The 24,521-nt window shown below is 38.0% G+C and carries 21 protein-coding genes; 20 read left to right on the plus strand and 1 reads right to left on the minus strand.

Annotated elements, in window-relative coordinates:
* The first annotated feature begins 169 nt into the window (after positions 1–169).
* The 11 genes from CSV77_RS08930 (at position 170) to CSV77_RS08980 (ending at position 11,837) form a co-directional block, all read left to right on the plus strand.
* Complete coding sequence (locus CSV77_RS08930; protein ID WP_099673126.1) at positions 170–1,369, plus strand: dipeptidase; 1,200 nt, start codon at positions 170–172, stop codon at positions 1,367–1,369.
* Positions 1,370–1,451: 82 nt separating this feature from the next.
* Complete coding sequence (locus tag CSV77_RS08935; protein ID WP_233212208.1) at positions 1,452–2,213, plus strand: SDR family NAD(P)-dependent oxidoreductase; 762 nt, start codon at positions 1,452–1,454, stop codon at positions 2,211–2,213.
* Positions 2,214–2,243: 30 nt separating this feature from the next.
* The gene (locus CSV77_RS08940; RefSeq protein WP_029055222.1) at positions 2,244–2,606 is read left to right on the plus strand and encodes a hypothetical protein; all 363 of its coding nucleotides are present in this window, start codon (positions 2,244–2,246) and stop codon (positions 2,604–2,606) included.
* A 90-nt stretch (positions 2,607–2,696) separates the two neighbouring features.
* Positions 2,697–3,716, plus strand: a complete 1,020-nt coding sequence (locus tag CSV77_RS08945; protein ID WP_233212209.1) for a TRAP transporter substrate-binding protein — start codon at positions 2,697–2,699, stop codon at positions 3,714–3,716.
* A 29-nt stretch (positions 3,717–3,745) separates the two neighbouring features.
* Positions 3,746–4,309 (plus strand): TRAP transporter small permease, encoded by a 564-nt coding sequence (locus CSV77_RS08950; protein ID WP_099673129.1) that lies wholly within the window; start codon positions 3,746–3,748, stop codon positions 4,307–4,309.
* Position 4,310: 1 nt separating this feature from the next.
* The gene (locus tag CSV77_RS08955) at positions 4,311–5,600 is read left to right on the plus strand and encodes a TRAP transporter large permease (protein ID WP_099673130.1); all 1,290 of its coding nucleotides are present in this window, start codon (positions 4,311–4,313) and stop codon (positions 5,598–5,600) included.
* Between the two features lie 238 nt (positions 5,601–5,838).
* A complete protein-coding gene (locus CSV77_RS08960) occupies positions 5,839–7,260 on the plus strand; it encodes an amidase (RefSeq protein WP_099673131.1) in 1,422 nt (473 codons plus the stop codon).
* A 376-nt stretch (positions 7,261–7,636) separates the two neighbouring features.
* Positions 7,637–8,143 carry a TRAP transporter small permease gene (locus CSV77_RS08965; protein ID WP_158232049.1) on the plus strand — a complete coding sequence of 169 codons (507 nt, stop codon included), beginning with the start codon at positions 7,637–7,639 and terminating at the stop codon, positions 8,141–8,143.
* A gap of 11 nt (positions 8,144–8,154) precedes the next feature.
* Positions 8,155–9,471, plus strand: coding sequence for a TRAP transporter large permease (locus tag CSV77_RS08970; RefSeq protein ID WP_099631811.1), 1,317 nt, complete (start codon positions 8,155–8,157; stop codon positions 9,469–9,471).
* A gap of 34 nt (positions 9,472–9,505) precedes the next feature.
* Positions 9,506–10,516: a TRAP transporter substrate-binding protein DctP gene (gene dctP / locus CSV77_RS08975; RefSeq protein WP_099673133.1), complete on the plus strand. Its 1,011-nt coding sequence runs from the start codon at positions 9,506–9,508 to the stop codon at positions 10,514–10,516.
* 160 nt (positions 10,517–10,676) lie between these two features.
* Entirely contained in the window at positions 10,677–11,837 is a 1,161-nt protein-coding gene (locus tag CSV77_RS08980; protein WP_158232050.1) for an MFS transporter, read from the plus strand.
* A 240-nt stretch (positions 11,838–12,077) separates the two neighbouring features.
* On the opposite strand, the gene CSV77_RS08985 is transcribed toward CSV77_RS08980, so the two are convergent.
* Entirely contained in the window at positions 12,078–13,190 is a 1,113-nt protein-coding gene (locus CSV77_RS08985; protein ID WP_099673135.1) for a muconate cycloisomerase family protein, read from the minus strand.
* A gap of 576 nt (positions 13,191–13,766) precedes the next feature.
* On the opposite strand from CSV77_RS08985, the gene CSV77_RS08990 reads away from it, so the two are divergent.
* The 9 genes from CSV77_RS08990 to CSV77_RS09030 all read left to right on the plus strand — a co-directional run bounded on the left by CSV77_RS08990 (position 13,767) and on the right by CSV77_RS09030 (position 24,510).
* Positions 13,767–14,153, plus strand: coding sequence for a DUF3870 domain-containing protein (locus tag CSV77_RS08990; RefSeq protein ID WP_099673136.1), 387 nt, complete (start codon positions 13,767–13,769; stop codon positions 14,151–14,153).
* A 146-nt stretch (positions 14,154–14,299) separates the two neighbouring features.
* Positions 14,300–14,773 (plus strand): DUF3237 domain-containing protein, encoded by a 474-nt coding sequence (locus CSV77_RS08995; RefSeq protein WP_099673137.1) that lies wholly within the window; start codon positions 14,300–14,302, stop codon positions 14,771–14,773.
* Between the two features lie 16 nt (positions 14,774–14,789).
* Positions 14,790–15,641: an alpha/beta fold hydrolase gene (locus CSV77_RS09000; RefSeq protein WP_099673138.1), complete on the plus strand. Its 852-nt coding sequence runs from the start codon at positions 14,790–14,792 to the stop codon at positions 15,639–15,641.
* Positions 15,631–16,323: a CoA transferase subunit A gene (locus tag CSV77_RS09005; RefSeq protein WP_099631819.1), complete on the plus strand. Its 693-nt coding sequence runs from the start codon at positions 15,631–15,633 to the stop codon at positions 16,321–16,323. The genes CSV77_RS09000 and CSV77_RS09005 overlap by 11 nt, the downstream gene beginning before the upstream one ends.
* Entirely contained in the window at positions 16,313–16,963 is a 651-nt protein-coding gene (locus CSV77_RS09010; protein ID WP_099673139.1) for a 3-oxoacid CoA-transferase subunit B, read from the plus strand. Before CSV77_RS09005 ends, CSV77_RS09010 begins: the two co-directional genes overlap by 11 nt.
* Entirely contained in the window at positions 16,960–18,159 is a 1,200-nt protein-coding gene (locus tag CSV77_RS09015) for an acetyl-CoA C-acyltransferase (protein WP_099673140.1), read from the plus strand. The genes CSV77_RS09010 and CSV77_RS09015 overlap by 4 nt, the downstream gene beginning before the upstream one ends.
* 303 nt (positions 18,160–18,462) lie before the next feature.
* Positions 18,463–19,524, plus strand: a complete 1,062-nt coding sequence (locus tag CSV77_RS09020; protein ID WP_099673141.1) for a XylR N-terminal domain-containing protein — start codon at positions 18,463–18,465, stop codon at positions 19,522–19,524.
* Between the two features lie 592 nt (positions 19,525–20,116).
* A complete protein-coding gene (locus CSV77_RS09025) occupies positions 20,117–22,876 on the plus strand; it encodes an EAL domain-containing protein (protein ID WP_099673142.1) in 2,760 nt (919 codons plus the stop codon).
* Positions 22,873–24,510: a thiamine pyrophosphate-binding protein gene (locus tag CSV77_RS09030; RefSeq protein ID WP_099673143.1), complete on the plus strand. Its 1,638-nt coding sequence runs from the start codon at positions 22,873–22,875 to the stop codon at positions 24,508–24,510. The genes CSV77_RS09025 and CSV77_RS09030 overlap by 4 nt, the downstream gene beginning before the upstream one ends.
* Positions 24,511–24,521 lie beyond the last annotated feature (11 nt).

Below are 24,521 nucleotides of genomic sequence, written 5' to 3' on the forward strand. Positions count from 1 at the left end.
TGCTACAACAAGCGAAAGCGTTCCAAGAGGGGCAAGAGCCGTTAGTATTGGAAAATCAATCATTAAAAACACTGTATAGTGAAGGGCTTTATGATGACAAAGAGAAAAAGTGGCAGGAAGCATTTCCACTAAAAGAACAATTTGAAAAGAAACAGGCAGTAGAAAATCAATGAATAAGAAACGATACGAAGGATACACATCGTTTAACTATCTAAAAGCAAACAAAGACTATAAACATTATGAGCTGGCAACAGATCTAAATCGTGTTCCCGCTTATTCTCTTCATCTCACAGCAGATGAAGAGAATAAGTTAAATGAAGTTTTAACGGAGAATTTCATTGTATCGCTTAGGGATCACGGATTTATTGTTCCTGAAAAACGAGAAGATATTTTGCCTTATTGCGGAGAATTACATACATTCTTTCATTATGAGGGAATTGCTAAATCGGGAATCGATATCATTTTTGAAAACTTTATGGATGGAATTTCAACTATTACATCGAAGAATGGTTTGAAGTGGGACGATGTTATTTATCTACTAGGTATGAGATATGCAGACATTCAACGTCAAAATACAGTCACCATTGCACGATCCTACGACGATTTAACGAAAGCTAAGCAATTGAAACAAACTGCACTTCTACCATCTTTAGAGACAGCAAGCATCTTGGAAAACGAGCTGGATCGTGTAGATATTCTTTACGGCTTTGGTATTCGATGTATGGGCATCACGTATAACGAAGCAAACACTCTTGGTTCGGGGCTAATCGAGCGTCGAGATGGTGGTTTAACTAATTTTGGGCGTCGTGTTGTTGAAAGAATGAATACATTAGGTATGATAATCGATATTTCTCATTGCGGAGATCAAACAAGTTTAGATGTTATTGAGGAAAGTCGTGATCCTGTTCTTATGACACATGCAGGGGCACGTGCTTTATGGAATACACCTAGGATGAAACCAAATCATGTGTTGAAAGCTTGCGCAGAAAAAGGTGGGATCATTGGAGTCTGTGCTGCACCCAATACGACTTTAACGAAGAGTTCCCTCAAACACTCTATACACTCAGTGATGCAGCATTTTGAGTATCTTGTAGATTTAGTCGGAATTGATCATGTCGGTTTCGGTCCAGATACATTTTTTGGAGATCATGTAGCCTTGCAGCATGCGTTTGATGATATGTTGGGCATTTCAGCTTCACATAGCGGGGAGGAATTTAAAGAATCCTCGTATGTTGAAGGATTGGAAAATCCATCGGAAGCAATGAAGAATATGATAGGTTGGATGATAAAAAAGAATTATTCAATTGAAGATATTGTTAAAGTTTCTGGTCTGAATGCAATGGCGGTTATGAAGAACATTCTGGCTTGATCCAACATAAGTACAATTCAAAAGTTAATTACCAGTATATAAAGGTATATTGAATGTAATGAAGATAGGAGTTAGTATAACTGTGCAAAAAAATACGGTAAGCCAAGTAGCCATTATAACAGGGGCCGGTCAGGGATTAGGTCTCGCTATTGCTGAGAAATTTCTCTTGGAAGGGAAACGTGTTGTTTTTGTAGATGTAAATGAACAGTTGTTAAACGAAGTGAAGACTTCAGAGCTAGTAAGTCAATATGACTTTTCCAAAACAATGTTTATAGCTATGGACGTATCGAATGTGAATGCGATTAAAGAGAGTGTGAAGACCATAGTGGAGCATTGGGGAAGAATTGATATCTTGGTAAATAACGCTGGTGTTCGAAAAGAGACGTCTGTTGAAGATATTACGGAAGAAGAATGGAATTTAATTTTATCCGTTAATCTTGGAGGAACGTTTTTCTACTCTCAGGCAGTACTAGATACGATGAAACGACAAAAGAGTGGACGTATAATTAACATTTCATCTTTTGGGGGACAAGCGGGACCGCTTTCATCAGGAGCACATTATTGCGCTTCAAAAGCAGGTCAAATTGTGCTTACAAAGTCCTTTGCCAGATCACTGGCTGGTCTAGGAATTACGGTTAATGCAGTTGCACCGGCAGCTATTCAGACACCGGAAATGGATACTATTGAGCCAGGTAAATTGAAGAACATGAAAGAAAGTATACCGGTACAAAGATTTGGTGAAGCAGAGGAAGTTGCCAGTATGGTTTCATATCTTGCTTCAGATGCCGCTGGTTATATTACAGGTTCCACGTTCGATATTAACGGCGGATTATACATGAGATAAATACTTATACACTAAGAGGAGCTGGAAAAATTGAAGAAAATTGTACATGGTGCACCACAAATACCGAATCCATTAAGAGTCTTTATTACTTTTGAATCGACAGGATGGTTTGATACTACACAAGAGCAAAAAGAGAATGAATTATTGCCTAAGTTGAAATCTATTATAAAAGAATGGGAAAGTAATGGATCAGAACTATTGGGAACGTTCGATCGCGATATTTTAACGGCGGGACATGCAGGTCCAACTAATTGGCATGCATGTTTCCTATATAATATACCCGACTTGCAAACGGTAACAAATATGACGCATTCATTCCGTGACGCAGGGATAGATCGATACTTCCGACTAGAGGCTTCAATTGGAAGACCATTTTTCTTGGTAGAAAATTAATAAGTCTAAATTAATAAGTGTTGGAAAGTGAATTAAAGTTTCTAATATTTTTAAAAGGGGAGTGGAAGAATGAGAAGGTTGCTTATTTCAATGTCGTTAGTTTTATTGGTCATGATCATGTCAGCATGTGGCGAAAATGAAGGAAAAGCAAGCGCGGGAAAAAATAATGATGTTATTAAGCTTAGTTATGCTTTTTTTGCACCGCCTAATACATTCCCTGCTATTCAAATGGAAGAGTGGAAAAAACGTCTTGAGGAAAGAACAGATGGGAAAGTACAAGTCGATTTATTTACCGGTGGAACCTTACTAGAAGCCAATAATATGTATGACGGAGTAGAGAATGGCACTGCAGATATAGGTTTAACTTCTACATCATATGAACCTGGTAGATTTCCACTTTTGTCAATATCAGATATGCCATCAGGTTATAAAAACGCAACGGTTGCAAGTAAAGTCACTGCCGATTTAGTAAATAATTATCCACCAGAGGCACTTGATAACTTTAAGATCATCACTACATTTGCTACTGAACCCGCATATATACAAAGTAAAAAGCCTATAAAGTCTTTAAGTGATTTAAAAGGAAAGCAGTTACGTATAGCTGGTGCTCTTGCACCAATTATGTCGGAACTTGGGGCTGCTCCTGTTGGAATGTCGCAGGCGGAAGTGCCTGAGGCTTTGCAAACAGGAATTGTTGAAGGCTACGTATCTTCCAGGGAGGTACTTAAAGATTCCAAGCTGGCGGAGATAGTTGGATATGTTACAGATTATCCATTGGCATTAAATACATTTATCGCTGTCATGAATAAAGATAAATGGGATTCGCTTCCCGAGGACGTTCAAGCAGTAATTGAAGAATTGAATAAAGAGATGACTGAATTTACTGGTCACTACTTGGATAGTCACGTTAAAGAATCCGTGGAATGGAGTATAGATTCTGAAGGACTTGAAGTTGTTGAATTACCAGAAGGAGAAATGAAGAAGTGGGATAAAAAGCTTGGCGATATGCAAAAAGAAGTTGTTAAAGAAGTACAAAATGGGGGTCTTCCAGCAGAGGAATACTTGAGCGAGATGGAAGAGTTAATCGAGAAATATAATAACGCTGATTGAATTATTTCTTTAGATACGGAGGTTCACGAATGAGAAACGAGCAAATAGTAGATTTCGATATTGAAAGCGCTTCATTTATAGAAGACAAACATGAAGAAAAAGTAGTATCTACATCAAATCTATTTTTTAAGACTACTGACTATTTAAACCGATTTCTAGCTGTGATTGCTGGCGTGGCTCTAATGTTGATGATGTTATTGATTGTATTTAATTCTATCAAGCGTATGTACTCTGATCCAATTGCAGGAACAGTGGAGATAGTAAGTTGGCTTGGAGCAATTACAGGAATTTTTGCTTTAGGTTATACACAATTAAATAAAGGACATGTCTATATTGATATGCTAGTGGATAAGTTTCCCTCTATGCTACAAAGAATAATTCATACGGTTGTGAATGTTTTGAGCGCTTCTTTTTTCCTAGTAGCAGCTTGGCAACTTCTACTGTTCGGTTTAAATCTGGGAAGCAATGGTGTTGTATCGCAAACAATACAATTTTCATTTTATCCAATTGTTATCTTAAGTTCGATTGGATTTATAGGGCTAGTTTTGGCTATTGTGAAAGAAACAATCTTGATATGGAAGGTGGCATCCTAAAATGGATATGAATCTATTAGCAGTATTTGGAATCCTAACATTGTTCTTATTCATGTTTTTACGGATGCCAATTAGTTTTACAATGTTTATTGTCGGTTTTATGGGTTTAATAGTCGCTGTTTCACCTAAAGCAGCCTTTAATGTTTTGAGCGCTGATTTATGGAATCAATTTTCTAGCTACTCACTAAGTGTTATTCCACTTTATATTTTAATGGGGGAAATTGTTTTTAGAACAGGGATTACAGAGAAAATGTTTGAGTCAGCGTATAAATGGGTTGGACATTTTCGAGGTGGTATGGCAAGTACAACTATTTTAGCCAGTGCGGGGTTCGCTTCTATCTGCGGATCTAATTCAGCAACTGCCGCAACAATGGGAACGATGGCCCTCCCGGAACTTGATAAATATAAATATGATAAGGCTCTTAGTACGGGAAGTATTGCAACAGGCGGAACACTTGGTATTATTATCCCTCCAAGTACAGTACTAATCGTTCTTGCCTTGCAAATGGAGGTATCAGTTAAAGATCTATTTGTAGCGAGTATAATTCCTGGTATTTTTTTAACTGCGCTCTTGGTTGCAACAGTTGTCTACTTATGTGTAAAATCGCCAACACTTGGACCAGCAGGTGAAAAATCTAGCATGAAGGAAAGACTTTTATCTTTGGTAGGTGTTATTCCTGTTGCGGTGCTATTTGTCTTCGTTATCGGTGGTTTGTTTTTCGGTTTTTTCACACCGACTGAATCCGGTGCCTTTGGTGCCTTTGGTGCAATTGTTATTTCCTTAGTTATGGGAAAGATGACAAAAGGAAACTTTCTAGAAGCGATGGCTGGTACTCTCCGTTCATCTGCAATGGTATTAATGCTTGTGGTGGGAGCGATGGTGTTCGGACGATTTTTAACAGTTACAAGACTCCCATATGCGGTAGCTGAATGGGTGACTAATCTTCCAGTTGCACCAGTCTTTGTGCTTATTGCTATTTTGATTGTTTATGTCATTGGCGGCTCCATAATGGATGCTCTAGGATTTTTAATTATCTCCATCCCAATCTTTTACCCAACCGTAATAGCTCTTGGTTATGATCCTATCTGGTTTGCAGTTCTTCTTTGTGTCGTGACAAGTATGGGAGCCATTACACCACCAGTGGGTGTAAATGTCTTTGTTGTACAGGGCTTGACTAAGGATACTCCAATCACAACTGTATTTAGGGGGGCATCGTACTTCCTAGTTGCGTATGTCGCATTTATAGCATTACTAATTACGTTCCCACAAATTATATTAATCTTAATATAGTAGGGCACTTTTATAAACCTAGACTCGTTCAAGTGTTCCGTGAGTTGATTTAGTAAACATGCATGAAACGAAATCTTTTAAGTTAGCTTGTCAAACTACTCGCTAATTAGTTGAAAGGAGGATTTTCAAGTGAATCTAACCGATTACTTAATTACTATAATTGGGATAGAAAAATCAGAGATTTTATCGGGTGAACCTGCATTTATCTTTTCGCTAGAAAATGTTGGGGAGGATAATGATGAGTGAAATTCTATTCGAAACTATTGATTCAGTAGGTTCGTTAATTCAAAAGAAAAAAATCTCTCCAGTAGAATTAACTAAACTATCGCTTGCCCGTATCAAGAAGTATGATCCTACATTGAAAGCTTTCATAACAGTTATGGAAGATGAAGCGATTAATCAAGCAAAAGTACTCGAATCAGAGCTGCAAAATGGTAAAATCCGTGGACCGTTGCATGGTATACCTATTGCGGTAAAGGATATATTGCAAACAGCAGGAGCCCGGACGACAGGTGGATCAAAAATCTTTCAAAATTGGATACCCGATGAAGATGCTACTGCCGTTCAGAGGATGAAGGAAGCAGGGGCTATTATTATAGGGAAAGCAAACCTTCATGAATTTGCTATGGGGGCAACAACCGAAAACCCCCACTATGGAAGTGCGAAAAATCCGTGGGACATAACAAAAATACCTGGTGGTTCAAGTGGCGGTTCTGCTGTCGCAACGGCTACGGGAATGGCTTTTGGTTCTATTGGGACAGATACCGCAGGTTCCGTCCGGTTACCTGCAGCAATGTGTGGAACCGTCGGATTTAAACCTACGTATGGGCTGGTAAGCAGACATGGAGGCTTTCCGTTTAGTTGGTCACTTGACCATGTTGGACCGATGACGAGGACGGTAAAGGATGCTGCCATTATGGTAGAAGCCATGAAGGGCTATGATCCAAAAGATGATTCTTCAGTTAAGAAGAATCATGCAATTTATTTCAACGAATCATTACAGAGTTTAAAGGGGATTACATTAGGTTTCTATGAACCCTATATGTATTCCGGTATTGATACAGACGTGAAGCGTGTAATTGAACAAGCATTCGATCAATTAAAGTTTCTTGGAGCTGAAATCGTTCCAATTGATTTACCTGGAATTAATGAGGCACTTGATGGTTTGAAAACGATTGCTCAATCTGAAGTAGTATCTTTCCATGATCCTTTGTTAAAAAAACACGGTGATTTATACGGAGATGATTTGAAATTCCGATTCCAATTCGGCCGGGACATTTCAGCGACGGATTATATAAATGCTCAACGTACTCGAAGACAATTCGTACAGAATACAATGAGACAGATGAGCGGTATTGATGCACTAATTGGACCGACAAACGTCCAACCACCATTTGAGATCGGTACAATGGTTCCTGAACAAGCAATAAGCAATATGTTTACACTTGGTAAAACTCCACTCGCAAATATCCTCGGGTTTCCAGCACTTTCTGTTGCATGTGGATTCACGAAGACGAAGCTTCCAGTAGGGCTTCAGATAATTGGAAGACCATTTTCCGATAAAAAGATACTTGAGATTGGTGACTGCTACGAACAATCACAGCAGTGGTTTCAAGCATTGAAACTGAATAGGAACTACATGATGGTAAGTAAAAGTTAGGGAAAAAGGGGGGAGATTATGAATATTATAAAGATGAAATCGTTTTTGATCCTCGTGCTAGCTACCTGAGATGCTTATGGGAAGGAATTGAATAATGGTAGCCCAATTATGTTTTCAAATGCATTTTTTACACCTTACAGTAAATTTCCAGCAGTTAAAATGAAAAGCGGAGTACCTTATAAATGGAAATTCCTACATGTGGAATTATCGATTATACTGCAGTCTCCTAAATATCATATATATTTAGGAGGCTATTTTTTATTTCAGAGCAGAGGTAATTTCATCTGATTAGTAATCAATTATTAAGAGAAAAGATCTAGATAAATGTAGCATATTTATACTGATAGAATCGATAGAAAAAAGGGGGAAGATGCTTGTGCTGTTAAGAATAAATAAGCTTTTCGATTCTATCATAAACTGTATGGCTATTCTAGGTAGGGTCGTAATCATCATTATTAGTTTATTGATCATCGTTGATATTGTTTCATTAAAATTTTTTAGCAATCAATTTTCATGGATTTTAGAGGTTTCAGAATACCTTCTAGTATTTTTAACTTTTCTAGGGGTTGCTTGGTTATTGAGAGAAGATGGGCATATTAAGCTAGATTTATTATTAAATAGACTAAGTGAAAAAAATAGAACGCGTATGGAGATAGTGAATTCGTGCATAGGTGCCATCATCTCTTTGATTATTACCGTATATGGATTTTTGGCAACATGGAACTTATATATGAGGGATATAAAAACAGAGACTATCTTAGAAATCCCACGTTCTATGCTAATAGTCATCATACCAGTTAGCTTTTTATTTGTTTTCGTACAATTCATCCGAAACATCCTATCTGCGATCAATAAACTTAAATTAAGTAGCAAGAAAAGCTAGGAGGTAATTTGATGGAATGGTGGGGCGTTTTAGCACTAGTATTTGGAAGTATGTTTATTTTATTTATGATAGGATTACCAATTGCATTCTCATTTTTAACAATAAATATTGTAGGTGTCATCGTTTTATGGAACGGAGAAGCGGGACTTAACCAACTCATCTTAAATATATTTTCCTCTGTATCAAAGTTTTCATTATTACCTATCCCAATGTTTATCTTAATGGGTGAGATTATGTTTCGAACGGGCTTAGGTTTTAAAGTTTTTGATGCAGTTGGAAAATGGTTTGGGAATTTACCAGGTCGGCTAAGTATTGTTGCTGTTGGAAGTGGAACTTTATTTTCAGTTCTAAGTGGTTCGAGTGTAGCAAGTACTGCATTATTAGGATCATTATTAGTTCCGGATATGCAGAAAAAGGGTTATAGTCCTGCAATGACTGTTGGACCAATACTTGGTAGTGCCGGCCTTGCTACTATGATTCCACCTACCGCGTTAGGTATATTGCTTGCTTCGCTTGCATCGATACCTGTCGGACATTTCCTATTTGCAATTGTCGTACCGGGTTTATTATTGGCAGTAATATTTGTCCTATATATTATTATTAGATGTTATTTTCAGCCAGAGCTAGCTCCTGCCTATGATGTAGAGAAGGTGCCTTTATCTGAAAAGCTAATTGGAACGGTTAAATATATTTTGCCACTTGGATTTATTGTGTTCCTTTTATTGGGTGTTATTATACTTGGAATTGCAACACCTACACAAAGTGCGGTTTTAGGGGCGTTAGGAACCATTGTCCTGTCTTATTTTTATGGTGGTCTGACCTGGGCGAAGTTCTGGGACTCCCTTACCGGTACTTTAAGATCCAGTGTTATGATTTTTATGATTATTATAGGATCCACTACATTTGGTCAAATTTTAAGTTACACAGGTGTAACGCAAGGTCTGGTACAGCTCGTTGGAAACTTGGAATTTCCACCACTTATTGTTTTGGTAATAATTCAGATCGTTCTACTGATCCTCGGGTGTTTTATGGAACCTTTATCAATAATGATGATGACACTTCCGATACTTATGCCGATTGCAGGAACAATGGGGTTCGATCCTTTGTGGTTTGGGGCAATTATGCTTCTTAATATGCAAGTCGCAACAATTACACCACCTTTTGGTATGGATCTCTTTGCAATGAAAGCAGTGATTCCAAAAGACTCTATATCGATGAAAGAGATTTATAGCGCAGTCGTTCCTTTTATTTTGTTGAATTTAGCAATAATGGCGCTAATGATTATATTCCCATCATTAACTTTATGGTTACCAAGCTTTGTTAAGTAATAATTTAGAGAAATTATAATTTAGGAGGAAGACCATGATAAAAAATCTAAAAATATATCAGACGATCATACTTGTTCTTCTAGTCAGCCTTTTAACGGCTTGTTCAAGTGGCAATGGAGAAAAGGAAGGTAGTGATTCAAAGAGTGTTACATTAAATGCTGTTAGTTTTTTACCAAAAGATCATCCTTTAACTGCAACACTTTATGATTGGATTTACTCGGTAGAAGATGCAACGGATGGCAGAGTGAAGGTAAATTGGCGTGGTGGCGCCGATGTAATACCTATTGGCGAGCAATTTGAAGCAATGAATTCTGGTGTTATGGATATTAACTTTACGTATATTGGACAATACCAATCACTTGCACCGGAAACGCTGAGCATAGCTTTATCGCAACTAACACCATCGGAAGAAAGAGAAAATGGATTTTACGATTTAATGGTAGATCAACATGAAAAAATGAACGTTATGTACTTAGGTCGATGGTTAACAGGTTCGCCAAGACTATGGTTAAATGAGCCAATTGATAGCGTAGATGATTTAAAAAAACTGCCTATCCGATCAGCACCAAACTATACACGTTTCTTTGAAAAATTAGGAATTGCTTCTGCAATGATTGATCCTTCAGAAGTTTATACTTCCTTACAAACAGGTGTTGTTAAGGGGTTTGTATATGGTGGGTTTAATGGGCCTAGAAAGGATGGTTGGACTGATTCATCTAAATATATTTTGGACCATCCTTTTTGGACGCAAAACTGTACGATACTCATGAATAATGATAGATGGAATGAAATTTCAACCGAAGATCGCGATGCAATTATTGCGGCAACAGCTGACTATGAGAAAGAAATGGTCGACTACTATACAGAACTTGATAAAGAAGAAATTGTAGAATTAGAAAAGATCGGTGTTGAACTTTTCAAATTGCCTAAAGCTGAGGAAGAAAAGTTTTTGAATTTAGCCTATGATACTGAGTGGGAGTACTTGGAAAAGGAAGTACCTGAGTTAGTAGAAGAACTAAGAGCACTAACAATGAAAGAGAAATAAGTTCTTAATTAGTTACGTGAAAGAGTATAAAGGCTTGAGCGAATTGTATAAGCGCGATAATTAATTCTACCCAATCAATAAAAACTTGATTGGGTAGAATTAATTAATGGTAAAAGATACATTTTTAACGTTTCACATTTGTTTGCGAGGTGGATTTTTAATGAGCAAAAACACTTTATGGACGAAAAATTTTATATTTATATCTGCAGTAAACTTCTTTTTTATTGTGACGTACTTTGCTTTGCTTGTTACCTTACCAACTGTCGCAATCACGCATTTTGGCTCAACAAGTGCCGTAGCAGGCTTGTTTACAACCGTTTATATCGGCGCTGCGATTATTATTAGACCTTTTATGGGGCCGTGGATTGAGTCATTTGGCAAACGATTTATGTTGATTGTATCGCTCGTTCTTTTTACAACTGCTTCATTTCTTTATAGCTTTTTTGATTCTATTGTCTTGCTACTTCTCATACGTTTCATTCATGGTTTTGGATTTGGTATGGCTACTACTATTACAGTAGTGATCATAGCTGAAATTGTACCTGAATCTCGAAAAGGTGAAGGAATGGGTTACTTTATTTTATCAACAAATCTGGGAATGGTGATTGGTCCATTTATTGGACTTACTATCTTGGATGGATTTGGTTTATACATCTTGTTTTGGGCGTGTGCTTTTTTTTCTCTAATTTCTTTTTTGTTTGGTTTAATGGCTCATCTGCCAGAAGAAAATCTTGTGAAACGTTCTCCTGGTGAAAAAAGAGCACCTTTATTTGAAAAGTCTGCTTTACGTATTTCGTTTACAGGAGCATTTTTTGGTACTGCGTATGCGTCTGTTTTGTCTTTCATGGCGGTTTTTGCTGTTGAAAAGGGGCTGGGAGCGGAATCTAGTTACTTTTTTATAGTGTATGTAATTATACTTCTATTGACACGCCCGCTAACCAGTAAATGGTATGATCAGTATGGAGCCAATACAATTATTTTTCCTGCGATAGTTTCATTTGCCATAGGGATGTTCCTTCTAGGTATGACAACTAACGCATTACTTTTTTTCATTGCTGCTGTATTTATGGGGGGAGGATGGGGTACGCTTTTCCCAAGTTTTCAAACAGTCGTCCTGCAAAATTCGGAACCTAAGCGTCGTCCTGTGGCATTGGCTACTTTCCTATCGATTTTTGATATAGGTATTAGTGGAGGGGCGCTGTTAGCAGGTGTGTTAGTAAGCGTTATTAGTTTTAGTTCATTGTACATATTTTATTCAATTTATATTGTTGCAGGACTGCTGGTTTATTATTGGGCCCAAAAGAAAGAATCTTATATTTAGGTAAGTATAAATGTGTTTTACCGTTGCCTTTTTATCACTACACATATTATTTGTCACTACATATGCTAAATTGGAATCTCCAAAAAACTGGTGACAAACTTATTAATCAAGGCTATCGCTGAATGTTGTTAGAATACATTCAACGATAGTTTTTTTATGTTGAAAACTTCATAAAAAGTGCCAAGTACCCACGCATTAATGTGCATGTACTTGGCTTTTAAATACAGTACTGATTAAAATTTAGAATCGTTTGTAATGATTTAATTTTTCTTCATCAATGATCATTCCAAAGCCGGGGCCACCTGGAATAACAACGTCAAAGTTATTGTATTCGATATTATTTGCTGTAATTGTATCTTTGAACAACAAAGGACCGAAGAGTTCTGTGCCGAATTCCATATGAGGGATAGTTGAATATACATGAAGTCCTATAGCTGTTCCTAATGAAGATTCAATCATTGTCCCCCCATACAACCCTAGTCCTGCTGCTTCTGCAATGCCAGCTACAGTCTTTGTTGCTTGTAGTCCGCCAGCTTTACATATTTTAAGAGCAATACTGTTTCCTGACCGGTGTTTAGCTATCTGGAATATTTCATGAATCGAATTCGCACCTTCATCTGCCATAATTGGTACAGAGAAACGTTCAGTCAAACGACTCATGCCTTCAAAGTTCCATTTCGGCAGTGGTTGTTCGATCATTGAAACACCACCATCTTGGAGACGGGCAATCGCATAGTTAGCAGTTGTTTCATCCCAAGCTTGATTAACGTCTACAGTTAATCTAGCAACGTCACCTACTTCTTTCTTAATCTTCAGCACGTGTTCCACATTCTCCATAGCGTCTCCAACACCAATCTTCAACTTGAAAATACGATGTTTCTTTTGTTGAAGTAGTTCCTTTGCTTCTTCGATATCCTTACCCGTATCTCCACTTGCCAAAGTCCATGCCACTGGAAGTGAGTCATGTATTTTTCCTCCCAAAAGATCATAAGCGGGAATGTTTCTCTGCTTTGCTGCTAAGTCGATTAGTGCTCCTTCGATTAAGGCGCGGGCAAAGTAGTTCCCTGAAACAGTTTTCGAGATTTCGTACATAAGCAAATTAAATTGTTGTGGATTTTTCCCGATTAGATGTGGCGTTATATACGTTTCACAATTTACTTTGATAGCCTCAGGAGTTGCTTCACCATAAGAAGCACCTCCTATTGTTGCAACTTCCGACCAACCTGTAAGACCTTCCGTATCGTTGATTTGAGCGACGACAATAGTTTGTTTTGTTATAGTATGCATGGATAGTTTATGTGGCCTAATAGTCGGTAATTCTACAATGTGGATATAAATGGAATGTACGTTCATAATATGACTTCCTTTCAGTAGTAGTTATTGAAACAAAAGCGAGAATAAGAAATAGACGAATAGAATAATTAAAATAAGGGTTAATACAGTGAGTTATACATTTTTTCATAACTTTCCCAAATTCTACATAGGTTCCCACCTCTCATAGCGATAGGGGTAATGAATGAGAACGGCAATTTAGTATCTGTATTGTAGGACCTCATGGAAATGAAAGCTGATGCTAACATATTTCTAGGAAAACAAAAAACGGCATTAATCTGCTGAGAGTAAATCTCCAGATTAATGCCGTCATAATCTAGTAGATGAAGATAGGAGTATCTCCAACTAGATAAAGGCAAGTTTGCATTTCTTTACCGACTCTTAAAGAGGGAAAGATAAAGAGGGAGCAAATAAAATCTATGCATATGTTAGTTTTAAAAATTATCAGAAATATAGAGTAATAATAACAAATGAAATTTTGCATGTCAAGCTCCATTATGAATTTAATTCTTCATGTGTTAAATGGCGTAACGAATTTTTGTATACTTAAAAGTAAGAATATGGTAAATGTGAATTGCACTTTACAGAGTTATTTGAATGTTGACAACAAAAATACATACTGATAAGATTAATGTACAATTTAAAATACCTATTGATGAGGTGTCTTTTCTGTTGGATACTATATTAGTGACTGCGTATTCAAAGGCTCCACAAGGTTCAGCGATGTATGAACGGTTTAAGCATGCAGGATTAGTCATGGAGATCGACAAAGAGACCCATAGAATTGTGGATGTAGAGTTTACTTTTATAACTAGCTTGGCATCAAGTTATTTCTCTAAACTATTGGTTGGTTCTAATTTCCACGATGAGTTAGATGAGATAATTGAGAGAATTAAAAAGAACTTTATTGCACCATCGCAACAATCAGTTATTGTAGCTTTAAAAAATGCTCATCAACGTTATTGTGATGAGATTGAAAAATAGTCTGCCTGTTCACTGACAGAAGGTACCCAATACCTTTATACCTCAGTTAATAACGGCATTAACCAAAAGGCAAAATTTTGCCTTCTGGTTGATGTCGTTTTTTATTTTATTAAATATAAATTATAAAAGAAAGTGTGGAATTTACTATGCAATTTTATAATGCGCCTAATTTGGAGTTCTTATGTAATATGACATTGGACGTTGAAGTTGATTTTCCTGTTTTAAAGAAAACCTATAATGGTTCAGGAAGACGAATTATTGGAGTAACCGGCGGTAAGCTAACGGGACCAAAATTCGAAGCGAAAGTATTGCCAGGAGGTTCGGACTGGATAACTGTCAGGGAAGACGGAACAATTATTCAAGATGTGAAGATCGTCCTTGAAACAGATGATCACGAAACGATTTTAATGATTTATCGTGGAATCCGTACGGGTCCTAAGGAGATTCTTGAAAAATTGAACAGAGGTGAAAAGGTGCCCGCTGATCAGTATTACTTCAGACATGCTCCAATTTTCGAGACGGATTCTCCAAAGTATGACTGGATGAATAAACATATATTCGTCGCTACGGGTGAACGTTTACCAAGTGGTGTTCAATACTCAATATTTACAGTGAAATGAAAATGGAGGGATAGACATGGATCAGTTGATTGGTCTAAAGGATGGGGGAAGTCTGAGTTATAACCTGTATTCCGAAGAAAACAGCGACAAGGGAACGATTATTTTCATACACGGATTGACTGGAAATAAATTTCAATTAACAAAGTATATAAATGAGTACAAAAACGATTATCAAATCATAGCTGTGGATCTAAGGGGCCGCGGAGATAGTTCCGTCCAGTTAGCTGACTCCTCTATAGAAACGCATGCGAAGGATATTATCGAGATGATCGATTCATTGCAGCTGAAGCAAGTCAGTTTGTTCGGCTATTCCATGGGAGCATATATTTCACAAAGAGTAGCGGGAGAACATTCATCTGTCCAGCGTGTGATTTTATTAGATGGTGGTGGCCATGTAGACGTAGAGGGGAAGAAGATGGTTTATCCTTCGTTAGGACGAATGGAAAATGTCTTTCCAAGCTGTGAGCATTATATTGAGGCAACGGCAAATGTTTATAAAAACTTGAAAGTAATAGTAGATTCGTTAGTTATTCAGGCAATCGAATACGAGTGCAAACAGAAAGAGGATGGGTACGGGAATCTGTCGAACTCGGAGCTGATTAAACAAGACTTCGATAGTTTCTATTTGTACGACGTGGAGAAGGTAGCGGAAAAAAATGAAAGGCCGACGTTGCTCATTACAGGAGAAGGTAATCTGTCTGACCGTCCACTGTTTACCAGATCAAATTATACAACTTTATTGAAAGAGACCAATATACAAGTGATACAAACAAACAAAAATCATTATGAGCTAGCTTTTAATTTACAATCAGAATTATTATGCAATATCAATAAATTTTTAAAGGGAGAGTTTTCCAATGAGAGATAAAGTAATTACAGCAAAAGAAGCAGCGGACAAATTCTCAAGTGGAATGACTGTGATGGTCGGAGGGTTTGGATTAATCGGAAGTCCATTAACGGTTCTAAAAGCACTAGAAGAAAAAGAAGTGGCAGATTTAACTGTCATCAGTAACAATGTAGGAGAAGAGGGCGTTGGCTTGGGCATTATTTTACAACAAGGTAAAATAGGTACAGCAATCGGCTCTTACTTTACGAGTAATAGAGAAGCAGTCCGAATGTATAATGAGAACAAATTACGGCTTCAACTTCTTCCACAAGGTACATTGTCAGAAGCCATTCGAGCAGGCGGAGCTGGCATTCCCGCTTTTTATACAAGTACAAGCGCAGGCACTAAACTAGCTGAAGGCAAAGAGAAAAAAGTATTTGATGGTAAGACGTATGTTCTTCAGAAGTCTCTAAAAGCAGATATAGCTATCATTAAAGCGCATAAAGCAGATGAAATGGGGAATCTGACATATTATAAGACTGCCCGAAACTTTAACCCTTTAATGGCAACTGCTGCTAATACAGTAATTGTAGAAGTTGATGAAATCGTGCCTGCTGGAAGTCTTGATCCTGAAGCTGTTATTACACCACATTTATTTATAGACTACATTGTGCAGAGTAAAGCTACTTTGCTTGAAGGGAGAAGAGTAGAGTATGAATTATAAGCAAATTATCGCTCAAAAAGTAGCTTCCCACATACCACAGTACTCCATTATTAATTTAGGAATCGGAATTCCAACATTAGTACCTGATTATCTAGGAGATAGCGAATGTTATTTCCATACGGAAAATGGTATGCTGGGAGTTTCCGAATTGAAAGAAGGGCATCTGGATCCGCAACTTGTAAACGCAGGAAAGCTACCGGTAGGTGAAGCAATTGGTGCTTCATATTTCCATAGTGCCGATTCATTTGCTATGATTCGTGGCGGCCACATCGATATAGCTATCTTGGGAGCATTGCAAGTTGACTCCAAAGGAAGAATTGCGAATTGGGCTATTCCTGGTAAAGATATTGTTGGTGTTGGAGGAGCAATGGATTTACTTGAAGGTGCAAAAACTATTATTGTTACAATGCTCCATACATCAAAAGATGGCGACAAAAAGCTATTGGATGAGTGTAGTTTTCCTATCACCTCAGAACGAACAGCGGATGTAATTATTACCGAACGGGCTACGTTCAAGTGGTCAAAGAGTAGATATGAACTGATAGAGGTGACTGATGGCTTTACATTAGAAGACATTAAAGAGTCTACAGCACTACACTATATGGTGTCAGATCAACTAGTAAAGGAAAGTGCGCAATGAGCAGAGTAGCGATTATTGATGCAGTTCGAACACCAATCGGTAGATATGCAGGAGCACTCAGTACAGTTCGTGCGGACGATTTAGGTGCGATGGTTATCAAAGCCTTACTGAAACGTAATCCAGCTGTTGATCCTAAGAAAATTGATGATGTTATTTTCGGGAATGCAAACGGTGCAGGTGAAGAGAATCGAAATGTAGCAAGAATGTCAGCACTTTTAGCTGGTTTACCAATTGAGGTCAGTGGGACAACATTGAATCGTCTATGCGGATCGGGACTTGATGCGGTAAACTTTGGAGCACGTGCAATTCTTGCGGGTGAACAAGATGTAATTATTGCTGGTGGGACAGAGAGTATGTCACGAGCACCTTATGTAATGGCAAAACCGGAGCGTGCATTTCCAAGGGGAGATATGAAACTTCAGGACACAACGATTGGATGGCGCTTTGTAAATTCGAAAATGGAAGAGCTTTATGGAGTGGACACTATGCCGCAAACTGCGGAAAATGTTGCGAGTGATTATAATATCTCAAGAGATAGACAAGACGAGTTTGCTTTTCAATCTCAGATGAAAACGAAAGTAGCGCAAGAGAAGGGTGTTTTCAAAGACGAGATCATCCCTGTAACTTTTAAAACGCGCAAAGGTGAGGAAATCACGGTTGATACAGATGAACATCCGCGTGCCGATTCTACGATGAATGCGTTAGAAAAACTTCGACCACTATTCTCTAATGGAACGATAACTGCTGGGAATGCTTCAGGCGTTAACGACGGCGCGGCGGCAGTGTTATTAATGAGAGAAGATAAAGCAAAAGAACTGGGTTTGGATATATTGGGTTATTATAAAATGTCTGCTACAGCCGGAGTGGAACCAAGAGTTATGGGGATTGGCCCTATTGCTTCAACGAAGAAGTTATTGAAGAAGGCAAATATAGATGTGAAAGATTTGGATTTAATTGAGCTAAACGAAGCTTTTGCCTCTCAATCTTTGGCTTGTATTGATAATCTGCATCTACCTATTGAAAAGGTTAATGTTAACGGTGGTGCTATAGCGTTGGGCCATCCTTTAGGTGCGAGCGGTACCCGAATATTGGCAACACTCATACATGAAATGAAACGTCGAAATAGTAAATTAGGTTTAGCAACGATGTGTATTGGCGTGGGACAGGGTATCTCTACCTTAGTTGAGCGAGACTAATAAATAAATTTGATAATGCCGATTATTTGGCGTTGATAAAATAATCGATCTAGCCGGTGTGAAGTCTATATTTAATTGGACTCATGCTGGCTATTTTTGTATGGTTTATTGATTACGGGTATAGTATTTGTACGGGATATGTCAGGGTTATTTGTTTATATTTCCTTATAAATGGAATGTAATAATTCTGAGAATATTGATGTATCAAGCATTGCGGCTGTCACTTAAATCACTATAGAAAGTGGATTGCAAAACAAGTTTTTTGGCGCATGGGCTGTTAAGAAGGTGAAGGGAGATAATTTGATGAAAGCTAATCACTTGATATTACAGAATTTGATTGATATCAATCCTCGTACGGGGATCATTAAACTTCATGATAAAAGAATGGGATTAATTTCGGTAGAAGCACTTAGTATTTTACGTAATGATTTAATTAATACGCTTGGCAAAGAACGTACCAAAGGATTTTTAATGCGATATGGCTGGGCTTGTGGCAAGCGGGCTGCTGAATCCATAAAAATGAGATATGACTGGGAGTCCCTGGAGGAACTAATAATCTCAGGAACGGTCATGCATACATTAGAAGGCATTGTAACTGTGGATCCCGACATATTGGAAATTAATGATGATCATTTATATCTTACGGGTTATTGGAAAAACTCTTTTGAATCTGAGAATCATTTATCTGAAAATGAATTTGGAAATGAGCCTATTTGTTGGACGTTAATCGGTTATGCAAGCGGTTACTTAACAAGTGCCTTTGGTAAGGAAGTAATCGTGTACGAGAAAACATGCCGTGGTAAGGGAGATGCCGAGTGCTACTTTGTCGCTGAAACTGTAGCACATTGTGATGAAGCGCATTTATTGGACTTACGTTACTATCAAAGCGAGTCAATGCAGTCCGTATTAGACGATATGTATGCTGAAATCGAACGGCTAAATGAAAATATCATCGAATCAGAGAAGATTCAAAATCAGTTAACCGAACTATTCTTGGAGGATAAAGATATTAATGATATAATCCATACGCTCGGTACTACTCTTGGTCGTAGCATCGTTATTGATCATTACAATGAAGTATATTCGTCATATTTCGAATGTGAAGAAGAACGAGTGGCGTATAAGAAATTGAAGGCAAGCGGTGTCATTACAAATCAGCAAAATGGTTTATTTTACGAATCATTTTTAATTAAAGGCAATAAGGTGCTGCTCGGTAATCTAATGGTATTTGGAAAACAAAAATTAAATCAAAGAGAACAAATAATTATTAAACGTGCTTTAGTGGTTTTTACAATTCAAATGTATCACCAACGTAAGTTAACTGAATCACTTTGGAGTAAAAGAGAAGACTTTTTGATGAATTGATTGATAATAAAATTATCCCAAAAGTTTAAATATAATTAATATGGAAATTGCTTATGCTGAATTGTGGTGTATCAGTGTAAGCATTTTTTTGTCGTAAAATGAAATAATCATCAATAGAACTCCAATCGATACGAACGTGGAAAATGGTATCCATCTGTTATGTGAAGATTCAACAAAAAAGAAAAGGTTTATGGATTTTGCATAAGTCCGTCTGAGCCACTTATCGGTTGATAAGGGAGTGGGCGATATGACTATTAACTTGAATAATGATTGGCCGGAAAGTTTCAACTCCGAAATTGATCTTGGTGTAGGTGGAGTAATATTCTTGCTTAGAAACTAAATATATACAAGTAAACTCCTCAGCAGCTATTCTTCTGCTGGGGGGCATTTTGTCATTCTCCTCCTGAATACTACTATTTGCGTATATAAAATTCTCCTGTTCATTGTATATTTAATATAGCTGTAATATTTCGTGAAAGGCTATATTAAATTATTTGTTAAATAGCATAATATGATGTTATTTCTCGATATAGATGAGAGTGTCTACTACACTATAAATGGGTAATTAACTTTGGTAGAATAGGAGGTTTGAATAGTGAAAGATCAAACAAGATATCTTCGTCTAGCGAATATAACAAAGCTAATAAATACAAAGCTAGAGTTAAGAGAAGTACTGAATCACGTCGTTACTGCTATATCAGAAGAGATTGTTCAATGTGACTCGGTCGGAATTTATTTGCCACAACAAGACGGATCATTCAGGGGGTTCGTAGGAAAACCCGAAGTGATCAATGGCATGACGCTCGATATGCATATAATTGATACTGACTTCGATTTACTGGCGAAAGAAGTAATTGAAACACAAAGAACGATATATATACCGGATACATCTAAAGACCATCGACCTGATCCAAGGGCAGTCGAAGGATTTAAGATAAAATCTCTATTGGTTTTGCCCATTACCGGCGAAATGGAGTTATTTGGACTAGTTTTCTTGTTCGACTATGGAATACCGATGAACTTGACGGAAATCGAGATTCAAACAGTTCAGTCCTATGTCAATATGGCTGCTGTTGCTATTCAAAATGCCAAACTGCTAACGAATAAAGAAGAACTTATTCAGGAAAAGCAATTATTGTTAGATATAACTCGTGATTTATCACTGTGTTCTACGATGCAGGAAGCACTGGATATATGTTTTCTATATATAGAAAGAGTGCTTGGAAACAATAATATAGGTGTACATTTAATCGATCCATCGGTGCAAATGAAGATTAAGCCTGCAACCATTAATCGTAATAGTGATTGGTCTGCAGAAGCGTGGGTGAAATCTCATGTCGAGATAAAGTTTGACGATGAAAATGATAAGGTGTTCCGAGAAGTCATTGCATCTAGAAAAGCAGAACTTATTCCCGATGTCTTTGCAGACGATCGAGTGAACCATAAAGTATGTCGATACTTTGGTATTCAATCGATGTTTATTCTTCCTATCGTTTCCATGGGGAAGGTATTAGGTTTAATAGTCATTGCAGACCTTCAACAAAAAAGTCCGAATTACGCCAAGGCCAGTCAGCAACTGACGCAATCTATTATCGATACAACGGCTTCCACTTTATTGAACTTATTGAATATGGAAAAGCAAGAGTTGATCATAGAACAGCGGACCGCAGAGATAACGGAGAAGAATAACGAACTTGAAACGGCGATGAAAGAATTAAAGCGGATTAGCCGAGAGAAAGAACTGATTCTCCATTCGGCAGGTGAAGGGATATTCGGGCTGGATTTACATGGCGTCATTACTTTTTGTAATCCAGCCGCAGCCATGATGCTAGGGTATAAGATTAAGAACGAGCTAATAGGTAAACCTGTCAGTATTATTTACAATGAAAACAATACGAACAAAGATGAAGTTATATTTTTTAGGCAAGATCAATCTAGCTTCCCTGTAGAATATGTTAGATCATCCATCAAAGAAGGAAATAGGATCGTTGGGGATGTCGTTACATTTAAAGATATCTCTGAAAGAAAGAAGATGGAGAAAGAAATCAGATACCATGCGTATTATGATAGCTTGACCAATTTACCCAACCGGGTGCTTTTAAAAGATCGCATGGAACAGGGGTTGAGTTTTGCTCATACTCTTAAAGAAAAAGCAGCTGTACTGTTCATGGACTTGGATCGTTTCAAATCAGTCAATGATTTATTAGGGCATAGCTATGGTGATATTTTATTGACACATGTAGCAAGACGTATATGTGCATGCCTTCCCAAAGGCGCTACAGCTTCTCGTCAAGGCGGGGACGAATTTATTATTTACTTGCCTTGTATTGACTCCGAAGCAGAAGTGATAGAGGTGGCGGAAAAGATTGTTGATCAATTTAACAAGCCTTTCAATCTAAAAGGACATGAAATGCATATCCATAGCAGTATAGGGATCAGTTTATATCCGCAAGATGGGCAGACGGCGGAATTATTAATAAAAAATGCCGATATCGCGATGTATCAGTCTAAAACTGTATCTGGCAGCAGTTATCAATTTTATCATTTGGCGATGGATATCAGGACGTTTGAAAATGTAAAGTTTGAAAATGCCTTATATAAAGCGCTTGATCATGGTGAGTTGGAACTTTATTTTCAACCTCAAATTGATTATAGTACACGTACTATCATTGGAACAGAGGCGTTATTGAGATGGAATCATTCAACAGAAGGATTGATCTCGCCGGATAGGTTTATTGCGCTGGCGGAGGAGACGGGACTAATCGTTCCTATCGGAGAGTGGGTGATCAGAAGTGCGTGTAAACAAATCAAGAAGTGGCAAGAAAAAGGATATCCACCGATTGTAGTATCCGTAAATTTATCGGCCCGTCAGTTTGAACAAAATAATTTATTCCAAACAGTTAAAGGTATATTAGATGAAGTAGGGGTATCACCGGAACTTTTATGTCTTGAAATTACGGAGAACCAAATCATTAAGAATACAGAACTGACTATCCAGACAATGAAAGAATTACAGGCAATCGGCATCAAAATGTCCATTGACGACTTTGGTACAGGCTATTCTTCTTTAGGTTATTTAAAAAACTTGCCAATCAATGCATTGAAAATAGATAAATCCTTTATTCAAGAATTGAAAAGTAATGACGACAATTCAGCCATCGCGAATACAATTATTACATTGGCAAAAAACCTGGGCCTGGATGTAGTTGCTGAAGGTGTCGAAACGCTGGAACAAGCCGAATTTTTAGCTTCGAAAGAATGTTACATTATGCAAGGTTATTACTTTAATGTGCCGCAGAAGGTTAATGAATTCGAAAGCACATATCTGGCTATTAAAGGAGAGTTTTTATGAAAGCTGTTCGAGCAGTATTGGATTATTTAAGAGCTAGTGGGGTAAAACACGTTTTTGGCATCCCGGCAGGTTCGGTCAATGCATTTTTTGATGAGTTGTATGAAATACCTGAACTGACACCGATTGTGACAAAACATGAAGGCGCGGCTTCCTATATGGCAGTTGCTTATGCTAAATACACGGCTACTATGAGTGTGTGTATTGGATGTAGCGGGCCTGGCGGTACCAATCTACTAACAGGTGCCGCAAACGCCATGCGAGAACATGTTCCTGTATTATTTTTGACGGGCGCAGTGCCTGTCGATACTGTCGGTTTAAATGCCTCTCAAGAACTGGATGCTGAACCACTCTTTAAATCAGTGACGAAATATAGTGTAACTGTAACGGATTCTAATGATTTACTTGGCGAAGTGGCAAAGGCCTGTGAAATAGCAATTTCCGGTGTACCGGGGCCGGTCCATATCGCCATGCCGATAGATATTCAGATCAATCCAATTGAGTCTCCCGAAATACCGGCACCACCAAAAAGAACGCCGATTGTTCCAGATCAAAACATCATACAGTCTGTTGCAACGGAGCTTGCCAGTAAACAGGATGGATATATTTTTGTAGGACAAGGTATCAGAAACTCAGTCGATCCGTTACTTAAGTTAGCAGAGATGCTCGGGTGGCCAATTATTACAACACCACAGGCAAAAGGCTATATTGCAGATGACAATCCACTTCACGCTGGCGTCTTCGGCTTTGCCGGTCATGACACGGCTTCTTCATTGATCAATGGGAGTGATGGTGAAGCTTTACTGGTCGTAGGCTCCAGTTTAGGCGAGACGGCTACGAATAATTGGAACATCAATCTCACTCAAGATCGGTACACTATTCAACTGGATTACGATTCATCCGTTTTTAATCGTAAATATGAAGTGGATGTTGCTGTTTTGGGAGACATAGATTTAAGCTTGACCGCGTTACTAGATAAATTAAAAACTTTGAACTTGCCGACAAAAGATCAAGCATTTACGAAGCAAGAAATAGGGAGAGCGGATAGTGAAGGGTACAATACGAAAAATGTATTGAGGCACCTGCAAAAATACACTCCCCGCAGTACTAGATATACCGTCGATATAGGTGAGTTCATGGCGTATATCATTCATGATATGAATGTGGTGGAGTCCGATACATTTGATATTAATGTACATTTTGGGGCGATGGGGAGCGGTATAGGTTCTGCAATTGGTTCGAAGCTTGCTGAGCCTGAACGTCCAGTAGTTTGCGTTACGGGTGACGGTTGTTTCTTCATGCATGGTATGGAGATCCTCACCGCAAAAGAACATAGGTTGCCTATTTTATTTGTTGTGATGAATAATGCACGCTTAGGAATGGTCTATCATGGACATTCGTTGCAATATAAGCGTTCCCATCCATCGTTTGAACAAGAACCGGTGAATATTGCAGCTATGGCTTCGGCTATGAACATACCGAGTAAACGAATTGAAACGATGGAGGATCTAACCCAAGAAGTAATAGATGAGCTGATGAACGTGAACGGGCCATCCATTCTCGAAATTTACTTGATTGATAATACAATACCGCCAATGGGGGATCGCGTGAAGTTTCTATCTTCCTTTGGAAAGTAAATAACCCGACG

Source organism: Sporosarcina sp. P16b, assembly GCF_002743065.1.
In the GTDB taxonomy this organism is placed as follows: domain Bacteria; phylum Bacillota; class Bacilli; order Bacillales_A; family Planococcaceae; genus Sporosarcina.

Coding starts and splice junctions, on each gene's coding strand:
- CSV77_RS08930 (WP_099673126.1), top strand. CDS start 170: ATGAATAAGAAACGATACGAAGGATACACATCGTTTAACTATCTAAAA.
- CSV77_RS08985 (WP_099673135.1), bottom strand. CDS start 13,190: ATGAACGTACATTCCATTTATATCCACATTGTAGAATTACCGACTATT.
- dctP (WP_099673133.1), top strand. CDS start 9,506: ATGATAAAAAATCTAAAAATATATCAGACGATCATACTTGTTCTTCTA.
- CSV77_RS08995 (WP_099673137.1), top strand. CDS start 14,300: ATGCAATTTTATAATGCGCCTAATTTGGAGTTCTTATGTAATATGACA.
- CSV77_RS09010 (WP_099673139.1), top strand. CDS start 16,313: ATGAATTATAAGCAAATTATCGCTCAAAAAGTAGCTTCCCACATACCA.
- CSV77_RS08970 (WP_099631811.1), top strand. CDS start 8,155: ATGGAATGGTGGGGCGTTTTAGCACTAGTATTTGGAAGTATGTTTATT.
- CSV77_RS09020 (WP_099673141.1), top strand. CDS start 18,463: ATGAAAGCTAATCACTTGATATTACAGAATTTGATTGATATCAATCCT.
- CSV77_RS08955 (WP_099673130.1), top strand. CDS start 4,311: ATGGATATGAATCTATTAGCAGTATTTGGAATCCTAACATTGTTCTTA.
- CSV77_RS09015 (WP_099673140.1), top strand. CDS start 16,960: ATGAGCAGAGTAGCGATTATTGATGCAGTTCGAACACCAATCGGTAGA.
- CSV77_RS08960 (WP_099673131.1), top strand. CDS start 5,839: ATGAGTGAAATTCTATTCGAAACTATTGATTCAGTAGGTTCGTTAATT.
- CSV77_RS09000 (WP_099673138.1), top strand. CDS start 14,790: ATGGATCAGTTGATTGGTCTAAAGGATGGGGGAAGTCTGAGTTATAAC.
- CSV77_RS09005 (WP_099631819.1), top strand. CDS start 15,631: ATGAGAGATAAAGTAATTACAGCAAAAGAAGCAGCGGACAAATTCTCA.
- CSV77_RS08990 (WP_099673136.1), top strand. CDS start 13,767: ATGTTGACAACAAAAATACATACTGATAAGATTAATGTACAATTTAAA.
- CSV77_RS08980 (WP_158232050.1), top strand. CDS start 10,677: ATGAGCAAAAACACTTTATGGACGAAAAATTTTATATTTATATCTGCA.
- CSV77_RS08945 (WP_233212209.1), top strand. CDS start 2,697: ATGTCGTTAGTTTTATTGGTCATGATCATGTCAGCATGTGGCGAAAAT.
- CSV77_RS08950 (WP_099673129.1), top strand. CDS start 3,746: ATGAGAAACGAGCAAATAGTAGATTTCGATATTGAAAGCGCTTCATTT.
- CSV77_RS09030 (WP_099673143.1), top strand. CDS start 22,873: ATGAAAGCTGTTCGAGCAGTATTGGATTATTTAAGAGCTAGTGGGGTA.